Below are 19,024 nucleotides of genomic sequence, written 5' to 3'. Positions count from 1 at the left end.
ACCTTTGCTACCATCCAGCAACTTTTTGCCCAGCAGGTGTCTGCACGTTGTCTACCGTTCGCGTCAAAATCTGTGGCATCACCCGTGTCGAGGACGCCCTGGCGGCTGTCGCCGCGGGTGCCGATGCCATCGGGCTGGTGTTCTATGCACCCAGTCCCCGAGCCGTGACCGCAGAGCAGGCAAGGGTGATCATCTCCGCTCTGCCGCCCTTCGTGACGACGGTCGGATTGTTCGTCGACATGCCGGGGGAAGAGCTGGACAGCGTGCTGGCGACGGTACCCCTCGACCTGCTGCAGTTCCATGGCGACGAATCGCCGGATGTGTGCCGGCGCCATGGGCGCCCCTATCTCAAGGCCCTGCGTATCCGTCCCGGTGATGATGTCCCGGCGCTGATCGAACGTTACTCGGATGCATCCGGCGTTCTGCTGGACACCTACGTGCCCGGCACGCCTGGCGGCACAGGCGAGGCCTTCGACTGGAGCCTGGTGCCCAGTGCGCCGTCCCGCCCGGTGGTGCTCGCCGGTGGCCTGACTCCCGGCAACGTCGCTGAGGCCATCCGTCGTGTGCGCCCCTATGCCGTCGATGTCAGTGGTGGGGTCGAAGCGGCCAAGGGCATCAAGGACCCAGTACTGATCCGGGCCTTCATCGATGCCGTGCGCACTGCCGCATGATCGTCTTTCCCCTCACCGTGTCGAGCGGAGGCGTTCGACTGGATGTGACGACGGCGAGCGGGCTGCCGTCCATAACCCAGTTGTCCGCTCGGACGCTCCCCGGGAGCGCCGCGAGCCGGGCCGAAACCAGGTGCTGCTGGCACGTTTGATTGGCGTGGACGGCGGCGGTCGGGGCGAACCCGGCCATGAATTTGATTTCGCTCAGGAACAGGCGCAGCGCTTCGAGCCGCTAGCGTGTGTTCGGGCCTGAAGCTATGGAGAACGAGAGCATGAGCAACTGGCTGGTAGACAAGCTGATCCCTTCGATCATGCGTTCCGAAGTTAAGAAGAGCTCGGTACCCGAAGGCCTCTGGCACAAGTGCCCGTCCTGCGACGCCGTGCTGTACAAGCCCGAGCTCGAGAAGACCCTGAATGTCTGTCCCAAGTGCGACCACCACATGCGCATCGATGCGCGCACCCGCCTGGACATCTTCCTCGATGCCGAAGGCCGGGAAGAACTGGGCGCCGACCTCGAACCAGTGGATCGCCTGAAGTTCCGTGACAGCAAGAAGTACAAGGACCGCCTGGCCGCCGCGCAGAAGGACACCGGTGAAAAGGATGCCCTGATTGCCATGAGCGGCAGCCTCGAAGGCAACCCCATCGTGGCCTGCGCCTTCGAATTCTCCTTCATGGGCGGCTCCATGGGGGCCATCGTCGGTGAGCGTTTCGTGCGTGCTGCCAACGTTGCGCTGGAGAAGCGCTGCCCGCTGGTGTGCTTCTCCGCCTCCGGTGGCGCGCGCATGCAGGAGGCGCTGATCTCCCTGATGCAGATGGCCAAGACCTCCGCCGTCCTGGCGCGCCTGCGCGAAGAGGGCATTCCCTTCATCTCCGTGCTGACCGACCCGGTCTACGGCGGCGTGTCTGCCAGCCTGGCCATGCTGGGCGATGTGATCGTCGGTGAACCCAAGGCCCTCATCGGCTTCGCCGGCCCGCGCGTGATCGAGCAGACCGTGCGCGAGAAACTGCCTGAAGGCTTCCAGCGCAGCGAGTTCCTGCTGGAGCACGGCGCCATCGACATGATCATCCCCCGCCAGGAACTGCGCAGCCGCCTGTCGCGCCTGCTCGCCCAGTTCCAGAACCTGCCGTCTCCCGTACCCACTCCCGTACCGGCCACTGCATGACCCAGAGAACCCTCGCCGACTGGCTCGATTACCTCGAACACCTCCACCCCAGCGCCATCGACATGGGGCTGGAGCGCAGCCGGCAGGTGGCCGAGCGCCTGGGTATCGGGCAGCTTGCCCCCAAGGTGATCACCGTCACCGGCACCAACGGCAAGGGTTCCACCTGTGCATTCCTGGCTGCGCTGTTGCGCAGCCAGGGGTTGCGCGTCGGGGTCTACAGCTCGCCGCACCTGCTGCGCTATAACGAGCGCGTCCAGTTCGACGACGGTATGGCCAGCGATGAGGCGCTTTGTGACGCCTTCGCCGCAGTCGAAGCGGCGCGTGGCGATATCACCCTGACCTATTTCGAGATGGGCACTCTGGCGGCCTTCTGGCTGTTCCAGCGCCGAGCCCTGGATGCCGTGGTGCTGGAAGTCGGCCTGGGCGGACGGCTCGATGCCGTGAACCTGGCCGATGCCGACCTGGCACTTGTCACCAGTATTGGCATCGACCATGCCGACTGGCTCGGCGACACCCGTGAAAGCGTGGCCTTCGAGAAGGCCGGCATCTTCCGTCCGGGCAAACCCGCCGTTTGTGGCGATCTCGACCCGCCGGAGCCCCTGCTGGGCCGGGCTGCCGAGATCGGTGCACCGTTGCTGGTACGCGGGCGCGACTTCGACCTGGCCGAGGCCGAGCAGAGCTGGCACTGGCGTGGCTGCTCGCTGTCCGGCGAGTTGCTGTACTTGCACGACCTGCCTTTGCTGGATCTGCCCCAGGAGAATGCGTCCCTCGCATTGCAGGCCTATGCACTGCTTGGCCTGCCCTGGCAGCCCGAGCGCCTGGTGCAGGCCCTGTCAGCTACCCGGGTGAGTGGCCGACTCGAGCGCCGCAACATCCTGTGGCAAGGCAAGCATGTCTCCCTGGTGCTGGATGTCGGACACAACCCCCATGCCGCCGAATTCCTCGCCGGGCGTCTGGTTGCGCGGCCCGTGGCTGGCCGCAGACTGGCGGTGTTCGGTCTGCTTGCGGACAAGGACCTCGACGGTGTGCTCCGCCCCCTGCACGCGCATCTGGCGGACTGGGCGGTGACTGCGTTACCGTCGCCCCGTTCCCGGCCGGCCGGCGAACTGCAGGCCGCCCTCGATGCCCTGGGGGCTCGGGTGCATGGCCATGAGTCCGTGGTCGCCGCCCTGCAGGCGCAGTGCGAACAGGCCGGGGAGGGGGATGAAATCCTGGTGTTCGGATCGTTCTATTGCGTGGCCGAGGCCCTGGCCTGGCTCGCGCAGCAGGCTTGATAGTTGGGGGTAGCCGTGCTGGACAAGGGACTCAAGCAACGCATCGTTGGCGCCGTGGTGCTGCTGGCATTGGCCGTGATCTTCCTGCCGATGCTGTTCACCCGTGAGGACGAGTTGCGCCAGGTGCAGGTCGAAGCACCGCCGATGCCCCAGGCGCCTGCCATGCCTTCGACCGAGCTGGAGGGCGTCCAGGTCCCCGAGCCCCAGGTCCTGCCGGACGAGCCCGTACCCCCGCTGGACGCCAACGGTGGTGTGGCTCAGGTGCCTACCACGCCCCCCGCCGTTCCGGCGCCCAGCCAGGCGCCGCGCCAGCGGCCGGCTCCGACACAACCCGTTGCAGCCTCTCTGGTCGTCCAGGCCCAACCCCAGGCTGCTGCGACGCAGCCTGCGACGAGGGTTGAGGAGAAGCGCCTGGACCCCAACGGCTTGCCCGTCAGTTGGTCCATCCAGTTGGCCAGTCTGTCCAATCGGGCCAGTGCCGAGAACCTGCAGAAGACCCTGCGCAATCAGGGCTACAACGCCTACATCCGTAGCGCGGACGGAATGAACCGGGTCTTCGTCGGGCCGGTGATCGAACGTGCCGAGGCCGAACGCTTGCGCGACGCCCTCAGCCGCCAGCAGAAGCTGAATGGCTTCGTGGTGCGTTTCCAGCCGGAGAAGGGCTGAGTCGCAGCCGCCGTCGGACCTTTCTGATTCGCGGGTTACCGGAGCCAAGGGCCTCTGTTAAAATGCCCGCCTTTTCCGTTCGTGGGCTGCATACGTGGCATTCACCTGGGTCGATTGGGCGATCATCGCCGTCATCGCCATTTCCAGCTTGATCAGTCTGAAGCGCGGCTTCGTCAAGGAAGCCCTCTCGTTGCTCACCTGGATCATCGCCGGTGCGGTCGCCTGGATGTTCGGGGGGGCTTTGTCGCAGCACCTCACTGAATTCATCGAAATGCCCTCGGCTCGCGTCATCGCGGCTTGCGCCATTCTCTTCATCGCTACCCTGTTGGTAGGGGCGTTGGTCAACTTCCTGATCGGCGAGCTGATCAGGGTCACCGGCATGGACGGCACCGACCGCTTCCTCGGCATGGTCTTCGGCGCAGCGCGCGGGGCCTTGTTGGTGGTTGTGCTGGTCGGCCTGCTCAGCCTGGCGCCGGTGCAACAGGATCCTTGGTGGCAGCAGTCCACGCTGCTGCCGCACTTTCTCATGGTCGCCGACTGGTCCAAGAACCTGATCCTGGGTCTGACCGGTCAGTGGCTCAACGGCAGCGTCAGCCCACCCGGCTGAGCTGCCAGACGAAGGGCGCCACCCCGGGTAAACCCCGTGCGGCACCCAGTATTGGCCTGAACTACTAGCAGGGGTTGCGTCACATGTGTGGCATCGTCGGTATCGTCGGCAAGTCGAACGTCAATCAGGCGCTGTATGACGCGCTCACCGTTCTCCAACATCGCGGCCAGGATGCGGCCGGGATCGTGACCAGCCATGACGGCCGCCTGTTCCTGCGCAAGGACAACGGCCTGGTGCGCGATGTGTTCCAGCAGCGTCACATGCAGCGCCTGGTCGGCCACATGGGCATCGGTCATGTGCGCTATCCCACTGCTGGTTCCTCCAGCTCCGCCGAGGCGCAGCCGTTCTACGTCAACTCGCCCTACGGCATCACCCTGGCGCACAACGGCAACCTGACCAACGTCGAGCAACTGGCCAAGGAGATCTACGAGTCCGACCTGCGGCACGTGAACACCAACTCCGACTCGGAAGTGCTGCTCAACGTGTTCGCCCACGAGCTGGCCCACCGCGGCAAGCTGCAACCCACCGAGGAAGATGTGTTCGCCGCCGTCTCCGGCGTGCATGACCGCTGCCTGGGGGGCTATGCCGTGGTGGCGATGATCACCGGCTACGGCATCGTCGGCTTCCGCGACCCCAATGCCATCCGTCCGATCGTGTTCGGCCAGCGTCACACCGACGAAGGCGTGGAATACATGATCGCGTCCGAGAGCGTGGCTCTGGACGTGCTTGGCTTCACCCTGATCCGTGACCTTGCCCCGGGCGAGGCGGTGTACATCACCGAGGAAGGCAAGCTCTACACCCGCCAGTGCGCCAAGGCGCCGAAGCTCTCCCCGTGCATCTTCGAACATGTCTACCTGGCGCGTCCGGACTCCATCATCGACGGCGTCTCCGTCTACAAGGCGCGCCTGCGCATGGGCGAGAAACTGGCCGAGAAGATCCAGCGCGAGCGTCCTGATCACGACATCGATGTGGTCATCCCGATCCCGGACACCAGCCGCACTGCAGCCTTGGAGCTGGCCAACCATCTGGGTGTGAAGTTCCGCGAAGGCTTCGTGAAGAACCGCTACATCGGTCGGACCTTCATCATGCCGGGCCAGGCGGCGCGCAAGAAATCCGTGCGCCAGAAACTCAATGCGATCGAACTGGAGTTCCGTGGTAAGAACGTGATGCTGGTGGATGACTCCATCGTTCGCGGCACCACCTGCAAGCAGATCATCCAGATGGCCCGCGAAGCCGGCGCCAAGAACGTCTATTTCTGTTCCGCTGCTCCGGCAGTGCGCTACCCCAACGTCTACGGCATCGATATGCCGAGTGCTCATGAACTGATCGCCCACAACCGGACAACCGAGGACGTGGCCGAGCTGATCGGTGCTGATTGGCTGATCTATCAGGACTTGCCGGACCTGATCGAAGCGGTTGGCGGCGGCAAGGTGAAGATCGAGCACTTCGACTGTGCCGTGTTCGACGGCCAGTACATCACCGGTGACGTCGACGAGCAGTATCTGGACAAGATCGAACAGGCCCGTAACGACCTCGCCAAGGTCAAGGCCAGTGCGGTCAGCGCCATCATCGACCTGTACAACAACTGAGCCAGGCGTGGCCCTGGCCACGCCCTCCGTGACACCCCGCAGCCCGGACCCGCTCCGGGCTTCGTTTCTGGAGAGATAGGGTTATGACGCAAGAATGGGAAGCCGGAAGGCTGGACAGTGACCTCGAAGGCGCCTCCTTCGACACCCTCGCCGTGCGTGCCGGCCAGCGCCGCTCGCCGGAGGGCGAGCACGGCGAGGCCATGTTCCTCACCTCCAGCTACGTGTTCCGCACCGCCGCCGACGCCGCCGCGCGCTTCGCCGGTGAGGTACCGGGCAACGTCTACTCGCGCTACACCAACCCCACCGTGCGCGCCTTCGAGGAGCGCATCGCTGCCCTGGAAGGTGCCGAGCAGGCCGTGGCCACCGCCTCCGGCATGTCCGCCATCCTCGCCATCGCCATGAGCCTGTGCAGTGCCGGTGACCACGTGCTGGTCTCGCGCAGCGTGTTCGGCTCCACCATCAGCCTGTTCGAGAAGTACCTCAAGCGCTTCGGCGTGCAGGTGGACTACCCGGCGCTTTCGGACCTGGCCGGCTGGGAAGCGGCGATCAAGCCCAACACCCGCCTGCTGTTCGTCGAGTCGCCGTCCAACCCCCTGGCCGAGCTGGTGGACATCACCGCCCTGGCCGAAATCGCCCACGCCAAGGGCGCCCTGCTGGTGGTGGACAACTGCTTCTGCACCCCGGCCTTGCAGCAGCCGCTGAAGCTGGGAGCGGACATCGTCATGCACTCGGCCACCAAGTACATCGACGGCCAGGGCCGCGCCATGGGGGGCGTAGTGGCCGGGCGAGCTGAGCATATGAAGGAGGTGGTGGGCTTCCTGCGGACCGCCGGCCCGACCCTCAGCCCCTTCAACGCCTGGGTGATGCTCAAGGGCCTGGAAACCCTGCGCGTGCGTATGCAGGCCCACAGCGCGAGCGCGCTGGAGCTGGCGCGCTGGCTGGAAACCCAGCCAGGCATCGAGCGTGTGCACTACGCCGGCCTGGAAAGCCATCCCCAGCATGAGCTCGCCAAGCGCCAGCAGAAGGCCTTCGGTGCCGTGGTCAGCTTCGAGGTGAAGGGCGGCAAGGAGGCGGCGTGGCGCTTCATCGATGCCACCCGGATGATCTCCATCACCACCAACCTGGGAGACACCAAGACCACCATCGCCCACCCGGCCACCACCTCCCACGGGCGGCTGTCGCCCCAGGAGCGGGCCAATGCCGGCATCGCCGACAACCTCATCCGCGTGGCGGTGGGCCTGGAAGACGTGGCCGACATCCAGGCGGATCTGGCGCGAGGCCTGGCGGTTCTGTGATGGAGTGGCGTGTCGAAACCTGCCTCGCCAACAACGGCAAGGTCGCGCTGGTCACCGGCGCGGCCCGTGGCATCGGGCTGGGCGTAGCGGCCTGGCTGCTGGCTGAAGGCTGGCAAGTGGTGTTGTCCGATATCGACCGGGTTCGGGGGTCCAAGGTCGCCAAGGCGCTGGGACCCAACGCCTGGTTCGTCGGCATGGATGTGGCCCATGAGAGCCAAGTGGCGGTGGGCATCGCCGAGGTCCTCGGCCAGTTCGGCCGGCTGGATGCCCTGGTGTGCAATGCCGCCGTTGCCGACCCCCACGGCGCACCGCTGGAAAGTCTTGAGCTGTCGGCCTGGAACCGCACCCTGGCGATCAACCTCACCGGGCCCATGCTGCTGGCCAAGTACTGCGCGCCGTACCTGCGGGCCCACAAGGGAGCGATCGTCAACATCGCCTCCACCCGTGCCCACCAGTCCGAGCCGGATACCGAGGCCTATGCCGCGAGCAAGGGGGGCCTGGTGGCGCTGACCCATGCCCTGGCCATCAGCCTGGGGCCGGATGTACGGGTGAATGCGGTCAGCCCAGGCTGGATCGATAGTCGTGACCGTGCCGAGCGCGAAGCCGTGCCGCTCACCGAGCTGGATCACGACCAGCACCCGGTGGGCCGGGTCGGGCTGGTGGAGGATGTGGCACCGTTGGTGGCCTGGCTGCTGTCCGACCAGGCGGCGTTCGTCACCGGTCAGGACTACCGCGTCGACGGCGGGATGACCCGCAAAATGGTCTACCTCGACTGAGGGGGGGGGCTCTAAAAACGTAGGCGAGGCGGTCAGCGCAAGGCGAAAGCAGGCGAAAAAGCGCAGTTTACGTGCGGTAAATGAGCATTTTGAGCCTGCTTTTAACGCTGCGATGACAACGCAGGTAGTTTTTAGAGGTGCCCTGAGGTCGGGGAGGGGCCTGAACGGGCGGTGGCGCTGGCGCGTCACCGCCCGTTTGCGTTTCAGGGGCGCAGGTCGATGGCCGGGGTGCCCTGGCCGTCGAACAGTTGCACGGGTTCGGCCGGCAGGATGCTCGGGCGGCTGCGTTGCGGGCCCGGGTCGCCGAGCACGCGGATGTCGCTGTACTTCTTGCCCGACAGCGCCGCCAGGCCGGCACGGTCGCGCACCACGGTAGGCCGCAGGAACACCATCAGGTTGCGCTTTACATGACTGTCCTTGGTAGAGCGGAACAGCCGGCCGAGCAGGGGAATGTCGCCCAGCAGCGGCACCTTGGAGTCAGTGCTGGTGATGTCGTCCTGGATCAGGCCGCCGAGCACGATCACCTGGCCGTCCTCGGCGAGGATGGTGCTCTTGATCGAGCGCTTGTTGGTGACCAGGTCGACGGCCTTGGCGGTGACCGCTGCGCTAGGGGCGATGGAGGAGATTTCCTGCTCGATCTCCAGGCGCAGGGTGGCGCCTTCGTTGATGTGCGGAGTGACCTTGAGGGTCACGCCAATGTCCTTGCGTTCGATGGTCGTGAAGGGATTGTTGGCTCCGGACGAATCGGTGGTGTAGGAGCCGGTCTGGAACGGCACGTTCTGGCCCACCAGGATCTCCGCCTTCTGGTTGTCCAGGGTCAGCAGGCTGGGCGTGGACAGCAGGTTGCTCTTGCTGTTGGCCGACAGTGCGGTGACCAGGGCGCCGAAATGGTCGGTCCCGATACCGATGATGGCGCCATCCGGCAGCGCGTCCGGGACCTTGTCGTCCTGAATGGCCTTGAGCACGGTCCCCACCGACAGGCCGGTGTTGCCGAAGTTCACGCCGCCCAGGCCACCGGTACGGCCGCGGGCATCCACGGCCCACTGCACGCCGAGGGCGTCGCTGATGTCGCCGGAGATTTCCACGATGGCGGCTTCCACCATCACCTGGGCGCGGGGCACGTCCAACTGGCGGACGATGTCTTCCAGTGCATTCACCGTGTCCGGCTCGGCCAGCAGCACCAGGGCATTGAGGCTCTCGTCGGCGCGGATGAGGATGTTCTGTGGCTTGCCCTTCTGCTCGGTGCCTTCAGGGGATTTGAGGCCCTCGGAAATCTCGCCGAGGGTGGTCGCCAGGGACTTGGCATCGTTGTGGCGCAGGCGGATCACTCGGGTATTGGCCGAGCGCGCGGTGGGTGTGTCGAGGGACTGCGCCAGGGACACCAGCTTGGCCCGGGCCGAAGGCGGGCCGACGATGATCAGGCGGTTGGTACGGGAATCGGCGATCACCTGGGCGGCGTTGGTGCCCTTGGCCTGGCCCCGGGTGACGGCGTTGTTGAGCACCTCGGCAGCGTCCATCACCCAGGCGTTCTGCAGGTTGAGCACGGTGTAGTCGCGGTCGCCCTTCTGGTCCAGCTGGCGCATCAGGTCTTCGATGCGGGCGATGTTGGCGGCGCGGTCGCTGATGATCAGTGCGTTGGCTGAGGTCACCGCCGCCAGGTGGCCGTATTGCGGCACCAGCGGGCGGATCAGCGGGATCAGCTCGGTGACCGAGGCGTGCTGGACCTGGATGACCCGGGTTTCCAGCGTATCCGGCGCTTGCGGGCCGTTGCCGGCTTCGGCCTTGGCCTCGGCGTTGGGGATGATACGCGCCTGGTCACCCTGGGTGATGACGGTGAAGCCATGGGTGGCCATCACCGAGAGGAACAGCTGGTAGACCTCGGACAGGCTCAGTGGCGCCTTGGATACCACGCTCACCTGGCCCTTCACTCGCGGGTCGACGATGAAGGTCTGCCCAGTGATGTCGGCCACCTGGTCGACGAACTCGCGGATGTCCGCGTCCTTGAGGTTGATCGTCCAGCTGTCCTGCTGGCTGCTGCTGGAGGCGGACACGGGTTCGGCAGCGAAAACGGGGAGCGGGGCGGTCGCGAGTCCGGCGACCAGTACGGCAATACTCAGGCGCGAGAGGGCTGTGGGCATTGATTCATTCGCTTTCCATGGGCTGTTCGGGCGGTGAGTCCAGGGGCAGGCCACCGGATTCTTCCATCTGTTTTCTGAGGGCTTCCATGCGCTCACGCAGCTCGGCGGCATTCTCGTCCTGAAGGCCTTCGAGTGCCTCGATCGCTCCATCGGCGGGCGCTGCGTCCATCACCGGCGAAACGGATGCACGGGTGGTGCGGGTGTGGGGAAAGGTCAGGGTCTCCAGGCGGCCTCCCCGTTCGATCTCCACCCGGTCGCGGTAGACAGCGTGCAAGCGTACGCCGTCGCTGATCGACTCGCCTGCCAGTATCCGCCTCGGCTTGCTGTCGTCCGCGCGGATGATGGCACTGGAACGTGCCGGGTCGGCGTTGATGAAACTGCCCAGCAGGACCAGGCGCAGGTTGGTTGCCGGCGGCGGTCCCTCCTGCTGGATGCGGACGGGGCCGAACAGCCTTTCCAGACGGTCCAGGCTGGGCGGAACTGCCGCCATCTGCGGGGTATCGCTACCGGTAGGGGAGGGGGTGCGCAGCAGGCGGATCCAGTCGGCAGTCTGCCAGGCGAGGCTTAGGCTCATCGCTGCGATCAGCGCCACCCCGACGACGACGGGGGCCTTTTCCTGCAAGCGATATCGGGCACCTGGAACGTGCAAAAGAGAGTCTCCGCGAGGCGAGTCAGTGGTGATTGTGGGGGTATGTCGGGGAAAAAGTGCGTTGATCATAGCAGCACGAATGGATCACGCTGCAAGCGTCCGGAAGATGTACGACCGGCGACGATGTGCTAAAGATAGCGCCGTTTTTTTACGACTTGCCGTGCATCCGGCAGCACAACGAAAAGAATTCGGCAGGGATTCGCCGAACAACCGTCAGACCCCGTGCTAGACGATTCCGGGGTGATTTCATTAAGGCATGACACGGATGAATTCCTCTTCGCTGGACGCGCCGCTACGGCGCCTGCCATTCGGTTTCGCCAAGCGCCACGGTGTCTTCCTTCAGGATGGCGCCGAACCCTGCCTGGCCCATCGCCAGGGTGCCGAGCTGGTGGCCCTGGCCGAGGCCCGACGCTTCGTCGGGCGCAGCCTGCCGTTCCGAGCGCTTGCCCCCGAGGCCTTCGACCAGGCCCTGGCCCAGGCCTATCAACACGATTCGTCCGCCACCATGCAGTTGGCCGAGGACCTGGGCGGCAGCCTGGACCTGGCCGCGCTGGCCGAGCAGATGCCCGAGACCACCGACCTGATGGAGCAGGAGGACGATGCACCGATCATCCGCCTGATCAACGCCATCCTCGGCGAAGCGATCCGTGAGAACGCCTCGGACATCCACCTGGAGACCTTCGAGAAGCGCCTCGTGGTGCGCTTCCGCGTCGACGGCATCCTGCGTGAAGTGCTGGAGCCCAAGCGCGAGCTGGCGACGTTGCTGGTGTCGCGAATCAAGGTCATGGCCAAGCTCGACATCGCCGAGAAGCGCATTCCCCAGGACGGCCGCATTTCCCTGCGGGTGGCCGGCCGCGAGGTGGACATTCGCGTCTCCACGCTGCCTTCGGCCAACGGCGAGCGGGTGGTGCTGCGATTGCTGGACAAGCAGGCCGGGCGCCTCACGCTGCAGCACCTGGGCATGAGTGCGCGGGACCGCGCGCTGATGGAGGAGACCGTGCGCAAGCCCCACGGCATCTTGCTGGTCACGGGCCCCACCGGCTCGGGCAAGACCACCACCCTCTACGCCAGCCTCACCACCCTCAACGACCGCACCCGCAACATCCTCACGGTCGAGGACCCCATCGAGTACCACCTGGAAGGCATCGGCCAGACCCAGGTCAATCCCAAGGTGGATATGACCTTCGCACGGGGCCTGCGGGCCATCCTCCGTCAGGACCCGGACGTGGTGATGGTGGGTGAGATCCGCGACCACGAGACCGCCGAGATCGCCGTACAGGCCTCACTCACCGGCCACCTGGTGCTCTCGACCCTGCACACCAACAGCGCCATCGGTGCCATCACCCGCCTGGTGGACATGGGTGTCGAGCCCTTCCTGCTGTCGTCTTCGCTGCTGGGTGTGCTGGCTCAACGCCTGGTGCGGGTGCTCTGCCCCCACTGCAAGGAGGCCTACCAGGCCGACGCGGCGGAATGCCAGTTGCTGGGCGTCGATCCGGCTCAGCCGGCCACCCTTTATCACGCGCGCGGGTGCAGTGAGTGCCACCAGCAGGGTTACCGTGGGCGAACCGGCATCTACGAGCTGGTGGTGTTCGACGACCACATGCGCAGCCTGATCCACAATGCCGCTTCCGAGCAGGAAATGACCCGCCACGCCCGTCGCTTCGGCCCGAGCATCCGTGACGACGGCAAGCGCAAGGTGCTGGAAGGCGTGACGACCGTGGAAGAAGTCCTCCGCGTCACCCGGGAGGAGTAAATGGCCGCCTTCGAATACATCGCCCTGGACGCCCGCGGGCGCCAGCAGAAGGGCGTGCTGGAGGCCGACAGTGCCCGCCAGGTCCGCCAACTGCTGCGCGAGCGGCAATTGGCGCCGCTGGAGGTCAAGGCCACCCGCACCCGCGAGCAGGCCGTCGGCGGCCAACGTTTCGGCTTCGCCCGGGGGCTGTCCGCCCGTGACCTGGCCCTGGTGACCCGCCAACTGGCGACCCTGGTGCAGGCGGCGCTGCCCATCGAGGAGGCGCTACGCGCTGCGGCGGCTCAGTCCACCTCTTCGCGCATCCAGTCGATGCTGTTGGCGGTGCGCGCCAAGGTACTGGAGGGTCACAGCCTGGCCGGCAGCCTGCGCGAGTTTCCTGCTGCCTTCCCCGAGCTCTACCGCGCCACCGTTTCGGCGGGCGAGCACGCTGGCCACCTCGGCCCGGTGCTGGAGCAACTGGCGGACTACACCGAGCAACGCCAGCAGTCGCGGCAGAAGATCCAGCTGGCCCTGCTTTACCCGGTGATCCTGATGTGCGCCTCCCTCGGCATCGTCGGTTTCCTGCTGGGCTTCGTGGTGCCGGATGTGGTTCGGGTGTTCATCGATTCCGGGCAGACCCTGCCGCTGCTCACCCGTGGCCTGATCGCCCTCAGCGACCTGGTCAAGCATTGGGGTTGGCTGGCCGTCTTGTTGGCGGTGGCCGGCATCACCGCGATCCGTCTGGCGCTGCGCCAGGAGGCAGCGCGCCAGCGCTGGCATGGCATCCTGCTGCGGATACCGTTGGTGGGGCGCCTGGTGCGTGCCACCGACACCGCGCGCTTCGCCTCCACCCTGGCGATTCTCACCCAGAGCGGCGTGCCGCTGGTGGAGGCCCTCGGCATTGCCGCCGAAGTCATCGCCAACCGGGTGATCCGCGCCGAGGTGGTGTTGGCGGCGCAGAAGGTCCGTGAAGGCGGCAGCCTGACCCGCGCCCTGGAGCAGACCGGCCAGTTCCCGCCGATGATGCTGCACATGGTGGCCAGTGGCGAACGTTCCGGCGAGCTGGACCAGATGCTGGCCCGCACTGCCCGCAACCAGGAAAGCGACCTGGCCGCGCAGATCGCGCTGCTGGTGGGGCTGTTCGAGCCCTTCATGCTGGTGTTCATGGGCGCCGTGGTATTGGTCATCGTCCTGGCTATTCTCCTGCCCATCCTTTCTCTCAACCAACTCGTGGGGTAAACGCGTGAAATCGAGCCGTCTACAGAGGGGCTTCACCCTCATCGAAATCATGGTGGTGGTGGTCATCCTCGGCATCCTCGCCGCGCTGGTGGTGCCCCAGGTGATGAACCGCCCGGACCAGGCCAAGATCACCGTCGCCAAGGGCGACATCAAGGCCGTCGGCGCCGCCCTGGACATGTACAAGCTGGACAACTTCGCCTACCCCAGCACCCAGCAGGGGCTGGAGGCGCTGGTGAAGAAGCCCAGCGGCAACCCGCAGCCGAAGAACTGGAACAAGGACGGCTACCTCAAGCGTCTGCCGGTCGACCCGTGGGGCAACCCCTACCAGTACCTGGCGCCGGGCACCAAGGGCCCGTATGACCTGTACTCCTTTGGCGCCGACGGCAAGGAAGGCGGTACCGACGCCGATGCCGACATCGGTAACTGGGACAACTGATGGGCGCGCGCGGGGCCCGGGGCTTCACCCTGATCGAGCTGCTGGTGGTCCTGGTGATCATCGGCTGCCTGGTCGGGCTGGCGGTCTTCAGCACTGGCATTGCCGGGCCCTCGCGCGAACTGAACAACGAAGCCGAACGCCTGGCCGGTCTCATCGGCGTGCTGGTGGACGAGGCCGTGCTGGACAACCGTGAGTACGGCCTGCGCCTGGAAAGCGACCGCTATCAGGTGCTGCGCTTCGACGAGGCCAAGGCCCGCTGGGAGCCAGTGGGGAAGCAGCCCCACACCTTGCCCGCCTGGGCGGAGATGAAGCTCGAACTGGAAGGCGATGCCCTGGTGCTGCCGGGCAGTGCTGCCGATGGGGATGAGAAGAAGGGCAACCCGAATGCTCGGACGCCACAACTGCTGATTCTCTCCAGCGGTGAGCTCAGCCCGTTCCGCCTGGAGATGGGCGAGCGCAGCAAGGACGGTATTCGTCTGCAACTGAGCAGCGACGGCTTCCGCCTGCCTCGGGTCGAGCCGGTCGTGCGTGGACGCGCGGGATGAAAGCGCTGCGCGGCTTCACCCTGCTGGAAGTGCTGGTGGCCCTGGCGATCTTCGCCGTGGTCGCCGCCTCGGTGCTGACGGCCAGTGGCCGCAGCCTGCGCAATGCCGCCCGCCTGGAAGACAAGACCCTGGCCATGTGGGTGGCCGATAACCGTCTCACCGAGATGCAACTGAGCCGCACGCCTCCTGCGGAAGGTCGTGACCAGGGTGAGGTGCAGATGGCCGGCCGGCGCTGGGAATGGCAGAGCCAGGTAGAGGCCACCTCCGACCCCGCCCTGCGCCGGGTCACCCTGTGGGTGGCCCAGCGGCCCGAGCGCAGCGAGCGCGGCAAGCTCGAAGAGCGCGCTGCCGCCCGCTTGGTCGGCTTCATCGAGACCACGCCATGACCCGCCAGCGTGGCTTCACCCTGTTGGAACTGCTGATCGCCATCGCCATCTTCGCGCTGCTGGCCCTGGGCACCTACCGCATGCTCGACAGCGTGCTGGCCACTGACCGCGCCACCCGCGTGCAGGAGCAGCAACTGCGCGAGCTGGTGCGTGCCATGGCCGCACTGGAGCGTGACCTGCAGCAGGTGGTGGTGCGCCCCGTGCGCGACCCCAACGGCGAATGGCGCAGTGCGCTGCTGGGCGAGCGCGCCGACAACGACAGCTTCGAGTTCACCCGCAGCGGTTGGCGCAATCCCATGGGCGCGCTGCGCTCAGGCCTGCAGCGGGTGCGCTGGCAGCTCTCCGGGGAAAAACTCGAACGCCGCTACTGGACGGTGCTCGATCAGGCTCAGGACAGCCAGCCCCGGGTCCAGGAGGCGCTGGATGGTGTCACGCGGCTGCGCCTGCGTTATCTGGACAAGGACGACAACTGGCTGGAGGCCTGGCCGCCGGACGGCGAAAGCGACAGCAAGCGCCTGGAGAAAGTACCGAAGGCCGTCGAAGTGACCCTGGAGCACCGCCGCTACGGCGAGCTGCGTCGTGTCCTGCGGTTGGTGGACGAGCCGCAGGAGCGCAAGCCGGGACCCAACAGCAACGACCCCAACTCGGAAACACCGCTTCCCGAGGAAGGTGCCCAATGAGAGCGCAGCGGGGCGTGGCCCTGATCACCGTGCTGCTGGTGGTGGCTGTGGTGACGGTCGTTTGTGCCGGGCTCATCGCCCGCCAGGAGCTGGCCATTCGCTCCAGTGCCAACCAGTTGCATACCCGCCAGGCGTTGCAGTACGCCCTGGGGGGTGAGGCGCTGGCCCGGGCGATCCTGGTTCGCGACCTGCGCACCGGCGACCCGCGCACCCCGGTGGACCACCCGGGTGAAGCCTGGGCGCGTCCGCTGACCAGCTTCCCACTGGACGACGGCGGTGAACTGGTGGTGCGCATCGAGGACGCCACTGCACGCTTCAACCTCAATGGCGTGGTGCGCCAGGGGCGGGTGAACGAGCAGGGGCTCAAGCAGTTCCGCCGCCTGTTGCTGCGCCTGGGCATCGAGGCGCCCTACGGCGATCGCCTGGTGGACTGGCTGGACAAGGACCAGGAACCGACCGGTGCCAATGGCGCCGAAGACAACCAGTACCTGCTGAATCAGCCGCCTTACCGCGCAGCCAACCGCGTGATGGCGGATGTATCCGAATTGCGTCTGCTGGCCGGCATGACAGAGGCCGACTATCGTCGCCTGCTGCCCTTCGTCACCGCTCTGCCCAGCGACGCCACCCTCAATGTCAACACCGCCGGGGCTCTGGTGCTCTCCAGCCTGGGCGATACCCTCAGCCCCTCCGTGGCCGAATCCCTGGTGGCGACCCGCGGCCGCGAAGGGTTCAAGACAGTGGACGCCTTCCTCGGCCAGCCTGTTTTGGCGGGCCTCGGTCTCGAAGCCCAGGGCCTGGCGGTGGGCAGTGAATATTTCCGCGTGATCAGCGAAGTCCGTCTGGGCGACCGCCGGCAGGTGCTGGTGAGCACCCTGCAGCGCAGCAATGACGGTCGGGTACGGGTGTTGGCACGCGATCTGGGACAGGGCGGAGTGCCGCTCACCCTCAACAAGGAGCAGGACAAACAATGATTCAGACGAGCGTGTTCCTCCCGCCCCAGGCCCTGCAGTGGGTGATGGGTGACCTGGAGGTACGACTGGTCAGTGGGGGCGAGGTGCGGCGACTGCCGTTTGCCGATGCCGTGGCGGCCGCAGGCAGCAACTGGCGGCTGGTGCTGCCCGTGGAGGCGGTGACCGCCTGCGCCGTGCGCCTGCCGACGCAGAAGGCACGCTGGTTGCGCCAGGCCCTGCCGTTCGCAGTGGAGGAGCTGCTGGCCGAAGATGTGGACGGCCTGCATCTGGCCGTTGGGGAGCCCCTGGAGGACGGTCGCCACCGGGTGCTTGCCGTGCGCCAGGCGTGGCTGACGTCATGGATCGACCTGGCAACGGCGAGCGGCGCAGCACCGAGCAGCCTGCAGGTGGACGCGGACCTGCTGCCGCTGGAAGGCACCCGGCTGTTCTGGCTGGACGGCCGCTGGCTGTTGGGCGGCGAGGGTGTTTCCCGCCTCAGCGTGCAGGACGAGGACTGGTCGATGCTGCGTGAAGCCTGTTCGCACCCGTGGATCGGTCAGGCGAGCGCTGACCGGCGCAGCCTGGAGGGTATCGAACGCTGGGAGGGCGTGCAGGACAGCCATGTCGACCTGGCCCGCTGGCAAGGCACCGAGCTGGCGCAAGGCGAGTTCGAAGTCCGCCAGCCCAACCGGCAGTGGGCATTGTGGCGGCCGGCGTTGGGGCTCGTGGGGCTGTGGGCCATCCTGCAGTGCGGCTTCTACCTGGCTCAGGGCTGGCACTTGCGGCACCAGGGGAATGCCTATGCCCAGGCCAACGAGGCGTTTTACCGCGAGCTGTTCCCCCAGGACACCCGGCTGGTGAACCTGCGGGCGCAGTTCGACCAGCACCTGGCCGAGGGCAGCCGCCCCGGGCAAGGCAAGTTGCTGGAAACCCTCGGGCAGGCCTCCGGGGCTTTGCTGGAGGACGGCGCCGTGGTGCGCATTCAGCAACTGGATTTCAGCGAGACACGTGGCGACCTGGCCCTGCAGGTGCAGGCGCCTGGGTTTGACGCGCTCGAGCGGCTGCGCGAGCGCCTGATCGGTGCCGGGCTGGCCGTGCAGATGGGCTCTGCCAGCCGTGAAGGTGACGGTGTAAGCGCACGATTGGTGATCGGAGGATGAGCATGGCCACTCTCAGGGATCGTTTGCATACCCACTGGCAGACCTCCAGCGCGGCAACTCGCTGGCAAGCCCTGCCGCCCCGTGACCGGCTGGCCTTGGCGGCGCTGGGCGGCTTTCTGGCGCTGGTCCTGCTGTACCTCGCCCTCTGGCGTCCAGCCCACAACGGGATGCTGGAGGCGCGTCGGTATTTCGAGCAGCAACGTGCGCTGAACCTCTACATGCAGGCCCAGGCGCCCCAGGCGCGGGCCGGCGTCGAGCGGCCCCAGGCCAGCGTCGAACCCGAACGCCTGCAGGGGCTGGTCACCGCCAGTGCCGCAGAACAGGGCCTTTCGGTCGAGCGCATGGACAGCGACGCACCCGGCCAGGTACAGGTCAGCCTGCAGCCCACCGCCTTCCCCCAACTGCTGCGTTGGTTCGTGGCGCTGGAGGCCCAGGGCGTGCGCATCGAGGAAGCAGGCCTTGATCGTGCGGAAGAGGGACGCGTTGCTGCCCGGCTGACATTGAGGGTCGGTAACTGAGTGCTCCGCCTGAGGGTGAAAGGGCGGTCGCGAGGGCTTTCCTTCACCCCTCGAAAAATCGCCTCAATGAAAAAAACTTCAAGCAGGGTGTTGACTTAGGTGAGCCCTCTGCGTAAATTGCGCGCCTCGCAAGGCGATGGGTGATTAGCTCAGCCGGGAGAGCATCTGCCTTACAAGCAGAGGGTCGGCGGTTCGATCCCGTCATCACCCACCACTCCTTGTGATACTTCGGACGAAAGTCCGGCCGACGCGCAGCGGTAGTTCAGTCGGTTAGAATACCGGCCTGTCACGCCGGGGGTCGCGGGTTCGAGTCCCGTCCGCTGCGCCACTTATTTCCCATCCAGGGTCATGCCCGGGATGAGGCGAAAGCCGAAAGGCAAGCGCCAGACGCTCCAAAGCAAAGCTTCACCGGACGCAAGTCCAAACCGACGCGCAGCGGTAGTTCAGTCGGTTAGAATACCGGCCTGTCACGCCGGGGGTCGCGGGTTCGAGTCCCGTCCGCTGCGCCACATACAAAAGCCCTCAGGTAGAAATACCTGGGGGCTTTTTCTTT

The 19,024-nt window shown here is 66.3% G+C and carries 19 protein-coding genes and 3 tRNA genes; 20 read left to right on the top strand and 2 right to left on the bottom strand.

The genetic code is table 11. From position 1 onward, the window contains the following. The first annotated feature begins 47 nt into the window (after positions 1-47). From A9G05_RS21825 to A9G05_RS21790, 8 genes are all read left to right on the top strand, one after another. Positions 48-671 carry a phosphoribosylanthranilate isomerase gene (locus A9G05_RS21825; RefSeq protein ID WP_069562945.1) on the top strand — a complete coding sequence of 208 codons (624 nt, stop codon included), beginning with the start codon at positions 48-50 and terminating at the stop codon, positions 669-671. Positions 672-940: 269 nt separating this feature from the next. Next, complete coding sequence (gene accD / locus A9G05_RS21820) at positions 941-1,831, top strand: acetyl-CoA carboxylase, carboxyltransferase subunit beta (protein WP_069562944.1); 891 nt, start codon at positions 941-943, stop codon at positions 1,829-1,831. Beyond that, positions 1,828-3,105 carry a bifunctional tetrahydrofolate synthase/dihydrofolate synthase gene (gene folC, locus A9G05_RS21815; RefSeq protein ID WP_069562943.1) on the top strand — a complete coding sequence of 426 codons (1,278 nt, stop codon included), beginning with the start codon at positions 1,828-1,830 and terminating at the stop codon, positions 3,103-3,105. Before accD ends, folC begins: the two co-directional genes overlap by 4 nt. A 15-nt stretch (positions 3,106-3,120) precedes the next feature. Then, positions 3,121-3,771: an SPOR domain-containing protein gene (locus A9G05_RS21810; protein WP_256548476.1), complete on the top strand. Its 651-nt coding sequence runs from the start codon at positions 3,121-3,123 to the stop codon at positions 3,769-3,771. A 94-nt stretch (positions 3,772-3,865) separates the two neighbouring features. After that, positions 3,866-4,378 (top strand): CvpA family protein, encoded by a 513-nt coding sequence (locus A9G05_RS21805; protein ID WP_069562941.1) that lies wholly within the window; start codon positions 3,866-3,868, stop codon positions 4,376-4,378. A gap of 83 nt (positions 4,379-4,461) precedes the next feature. Then, positions 4,462-5,967, top strand: a complete 1,506-nt coding sequence (gene purF, locus A9G05_RS21800; protein ID WP_069562940.1) for an amidophosphoribosyltransferase — start codon at positions 4,462-4,464, stop codon at positions 5,965-5,967. An 83-nt stretch (positions 5,968-6,050) separates the two neighbouring features. Next, complete coding sequence (locus tag A9G05_RS21795) at positions 6,051-7,262, top strand: O-succinylhomoserine sulfhydrylase (RefSeq protein WP_069562939.1); 1,212 nt, start codon at positions 6,051-6,053, stop codon at positions 7,260-7,262. Continuing rightward, positions 7,262-8,038, top strand: a complete 777-nt coding sequence (locus A9G05_RS21790; RefSeq protein ID WP_139131220.1) for an SDR family oxidoreductase — start codon at positions 7,262-7,264, stop codon at positions 8,036-8,038. The genes A9G05_RS21795 and A9G05_RS21790 overlap by 1 nt, the downstream gene beginning before the upstream one ends. A 203-nt stretch (positions 8,039-8,241) precedes the next feature. Here the strand turns inward: A9G05_RS21790 and gspD are convergent, their stop codons facing one another. After that, positions 8,242-10,176: a type II secretion system secretin GspD gene (gene gspD, locus A9G05_RS21785; RefSeq protein WP_069562937.1), complete on the bottom strand. Its 1,935-nt coding sequence runs from the start codon at positions 10,174-10,176 to the stop codon at positions 8,242-8,244. A gap of 4 nt (positions 10,177-10,180) precedes the next feature. Next, positions 10,181-10,750 carry a type II secretion system protein N gene (locus A9G05_RS21780; protein WP_083265672.1) on the bottom strand — a complete coding sequence of 190 codons (570 nt, stop codon included), beginning with the start codon at positions 10,748-10,750 and terminating at the stop codon, positions 10,181-10,183. 340 nt (positions 10,751-11,090) lie between these two features. Between A9G05_RS21780 and gspE the strand changes: the two genes are divergently transcribed. The 12 genes from gspE (at position 11,091) to A9G05_RS21720 (ending at position 18,980) form a co-directional block, all read left to right on the top strand. After that, positions 11,091-12,578, top strand: a complete 1,488-nt coding sequence (gene gspE / locus A9G05_RS21775; protein WP_083265664.1) for a type II secretion system ATPase GspE — start codon at positions 11,091-11,093, stop codon at positions 12,576-12,578. Further along, complete coding sequence (gene xcpS, locus A9G05_RS21770; RefSeq protein WP_069562934.1) at positions 12,579-13,796, top strand: GspF family T2SS innner membrane protein variant XcpS; 1,218 nt, start codon at positions 12,579-12,581, stop codon at positions 13,794-13,796. Positions 13,797-13,845: 49 nt separating this feature from the next. Next, on the top strand, positions 13,846-14,232 hold the full coding sequence (gspG, locus tag A9G05_RS21765) for a type II secretion system major pseudopilin GspG (RefSeq protein WP_044408614.1): 387 nt from the start codon (positions 13,846-13,848) through the stop codon (positions 14,230-14,232). After that, positions 14,232-14,777 (top strand): type II secretion system minor pseudopilin GspH, encoded by a 546-nt coding sequence (gene gspH, locus A9G05_RS21760; protein WP_069562933.1) that lies wholly within the window; start codon positions 14,232-14,234, stop codon positions 14,775-14,777. The genes gspG and gspH overlap by 1 nt, the downstream gene beginning before the upstream one ends. Further along, entirely contained in the window at positions 14,774-15,163 is a 390-nt protein-coding gene (gene gspI / locus A9G05_RS21755; RefSeq protein WP_069562932.1) for a type II secretion system minor pseudopilin GspI, read from the top strand. The genes gspH and gspI overlap by 4 nt, the downstream gene beginning before the upstream one ends. Beyond that, complete coding sequence (gene gspJ / locus A9G05_RS21750) at positions 15,160-15,843, top strand: type II secretion system minor pseudopilin GspJ (RefSeq protein WP_069562931.1); 684 nt, start codon at positions 15,160-15,162, stop codon at positions 15,841-15,843. The genes gspI and gspJ overlap by 4 nt, the downstream gene beginning before the upstream one ends. Continuing rightward, the gene (gene gspK, locus A9G05_RS21745; RefSeq protein ID WP_069562930.1) at positions 15,840-16,814 is read left to right on the top strand and encodes a type II secretion system minor pseudopilin GspK; all 975 of its coding nucleotides are present in this window, start codon (positions 15,840-15,842) and stop codon (positions 16,812-16,814) included. The genes gspJ and gspK overlap by 4 nt, the downstream gene beginning before the upstream one ends. Next, on the top strand, positions 16,811-17,953 hold the full coding sequence (gene gspL / locus A9G05_RS21740; protein ID WP_069562929.1) for a type II secretion system protein GspL: 1,143 nt from the start codon (positions 16,811-16,813) through the stop codon (positions 17,951-17,953). The genes gspK and gspL overlap by 4 nt, the downstream gene beginning before the upstream one ends. 2 nt (positions 17,954-17,955) lie before the next feature. Further along, a complete protein-coding gene (locus A9G05_RS21735; RefSeq protein WP_069562928.1) occupies positions 17,956-18,471 on the top strand; it encodes a type II secretion system protein M in 516 nt (171 codons plus the stop codon). A 138-nt stretch (positions 18,472-18,609) separates the two neighbouring features. Beyond that, positions 18,610-18,685 (top strand) — tRNA-Val (locus tag A9G05_RS21730). A 37-nt stretch (positions 18,686-18,722) separates the two neighbouring features. Continuing rightward, positions 18,723-18,799 (top strand) — tRNA-Asp (locus tag A9G05_RS21725). A 104-nt stretch (positions 18,800-18,903) separates the two neighbouring features. Next, positions 18,904-18,980: transfer RNA gene (locus A9G05_RS21720), tRNA-Asp, on the top strand. Positions 18,981-19,024: the final 44 nt, after the last annotated feature.

It is taken from the genome of Pseudomonas sp. ENNP23 (assembly GCF_001728945.1).
GTDB lineage: Bacteria > Pseudomonadota > Gammaproteobacteria > Pseudomonadales > Pseudomonadaceae > Metapseudomonas > Metapseudomonas otitidis.
The sequence above is the reverse complement of the archived record's forward strand: the minus strand, read 5'-3'. Positions and strand labels throughout refer to the sequence as shown.

Bases quoted from the DNA above. Each gene is read 5' to 3' on its own strand.
- accD (WP_069562944.1), top strand. From the start codon at position 941: ATGAGCAACTGGCTGGTAGACAAGCTGATCCCTTCGATCATGCGTTCC.
- folC (WP_069562943.1), top strand. From the start codon at position 1,828: ATGACCCAGAGAACCCTCGCCGACTGGCTCGATTACCTCGAACACCTC.
- purF (WP_069562940.1), top strand. From the start codon at position 4,462: ATGTGTGGCATCGTCGGTATCGTCGGCAAGTCGAACGTCAATCAGGCG.
- A9G05_RS21795 (WP_069562939.1), top strand. From the start codon at position 6,051: ATGACGCAAGAATGGGAAGCCGGAAGGCTGGACAGTGACCTCGAAGGC.
- A9G05_RS21790 (WP_139131220.1), top strand. From the start codon at position 7,262: ATGGAGTGGCGTGTCGAAACCTGCCTCGCCAACAACGGCAAGGTCGCG.
- gspD (WP_069562937.1), bottom strand. From the start codon at position 10,176: ATGCCCACAGCCCTCTCGCGCCTGAGTATTGCCGTACTGGTCGCCGGA.
- A9G05_RS21780 (WP_083265672.1), bottom strand. From the start codon at position 10,750: ATGAGCCTAAGCCTCGCCTGGCAGACTGCCGACTGGATCCGCCTGCTG.
- gspE (WP_083265664.1), top strand. From the start codon at position 11,091: ATGAATTCCTCTTCGCTGGACGCGCCGCTACGGCGCCTGCCATTCGGT.
- xcpS (WP_069562934.1), top strand. From the start codon at position 12,579: ATGGCCGCCTTCGAATACATCGCCCTGGACGCCCGCGGGCGCCAGCAG.
- gspG (WP_044408614.1), top strand. From the start codon at position 13,846: ATGGTGGTGGTGGTCATCCTCGGCATCCTCGCCGCGCTGGTGGTGCCC.
- gspH (WP_069562933.1), top strand. From the start codon at position 14,232: ATGGGCGCGCGCGGGGCCCGGGGCTTCACCCTGATCGAGCTGCTGGTG.
- gspI (WP_069562932.1), top strand. From the start codon at position 14,774: ATGAAAGCGCTGCGCGGCTTCACCCTGCTGGAAGTGCTGGTGGCCCTG.
- gspJ (WP_069562931.1), top strand. From the start codon at position 15,160: ATGACCCGCCAGCGTGGCTTCACCCTGTTGGAACTGCTGATCGCCATC.
- gspK (WP_069562930.1), top strand. From the start codon at position 15,840: ATGAGAGCGCAGCGGGGCGTGGCCCTGATCACCGTGCTGCTGGTGGTG.
- gspL (WP_069562929.1), top strand. From the start codon at position 16,811: ATGATTCAGACGAGCGTGTTCCTCCCGCCCCAGGCCCTGCAGTGGGTG.
- A9G05_RS21735 (WP_069562928.1), top strand. From the start codon at position 17,956: ATGGCCACTCTCAGGGATCGTTTGCATACCCACTGGCAGACCTCCAGC.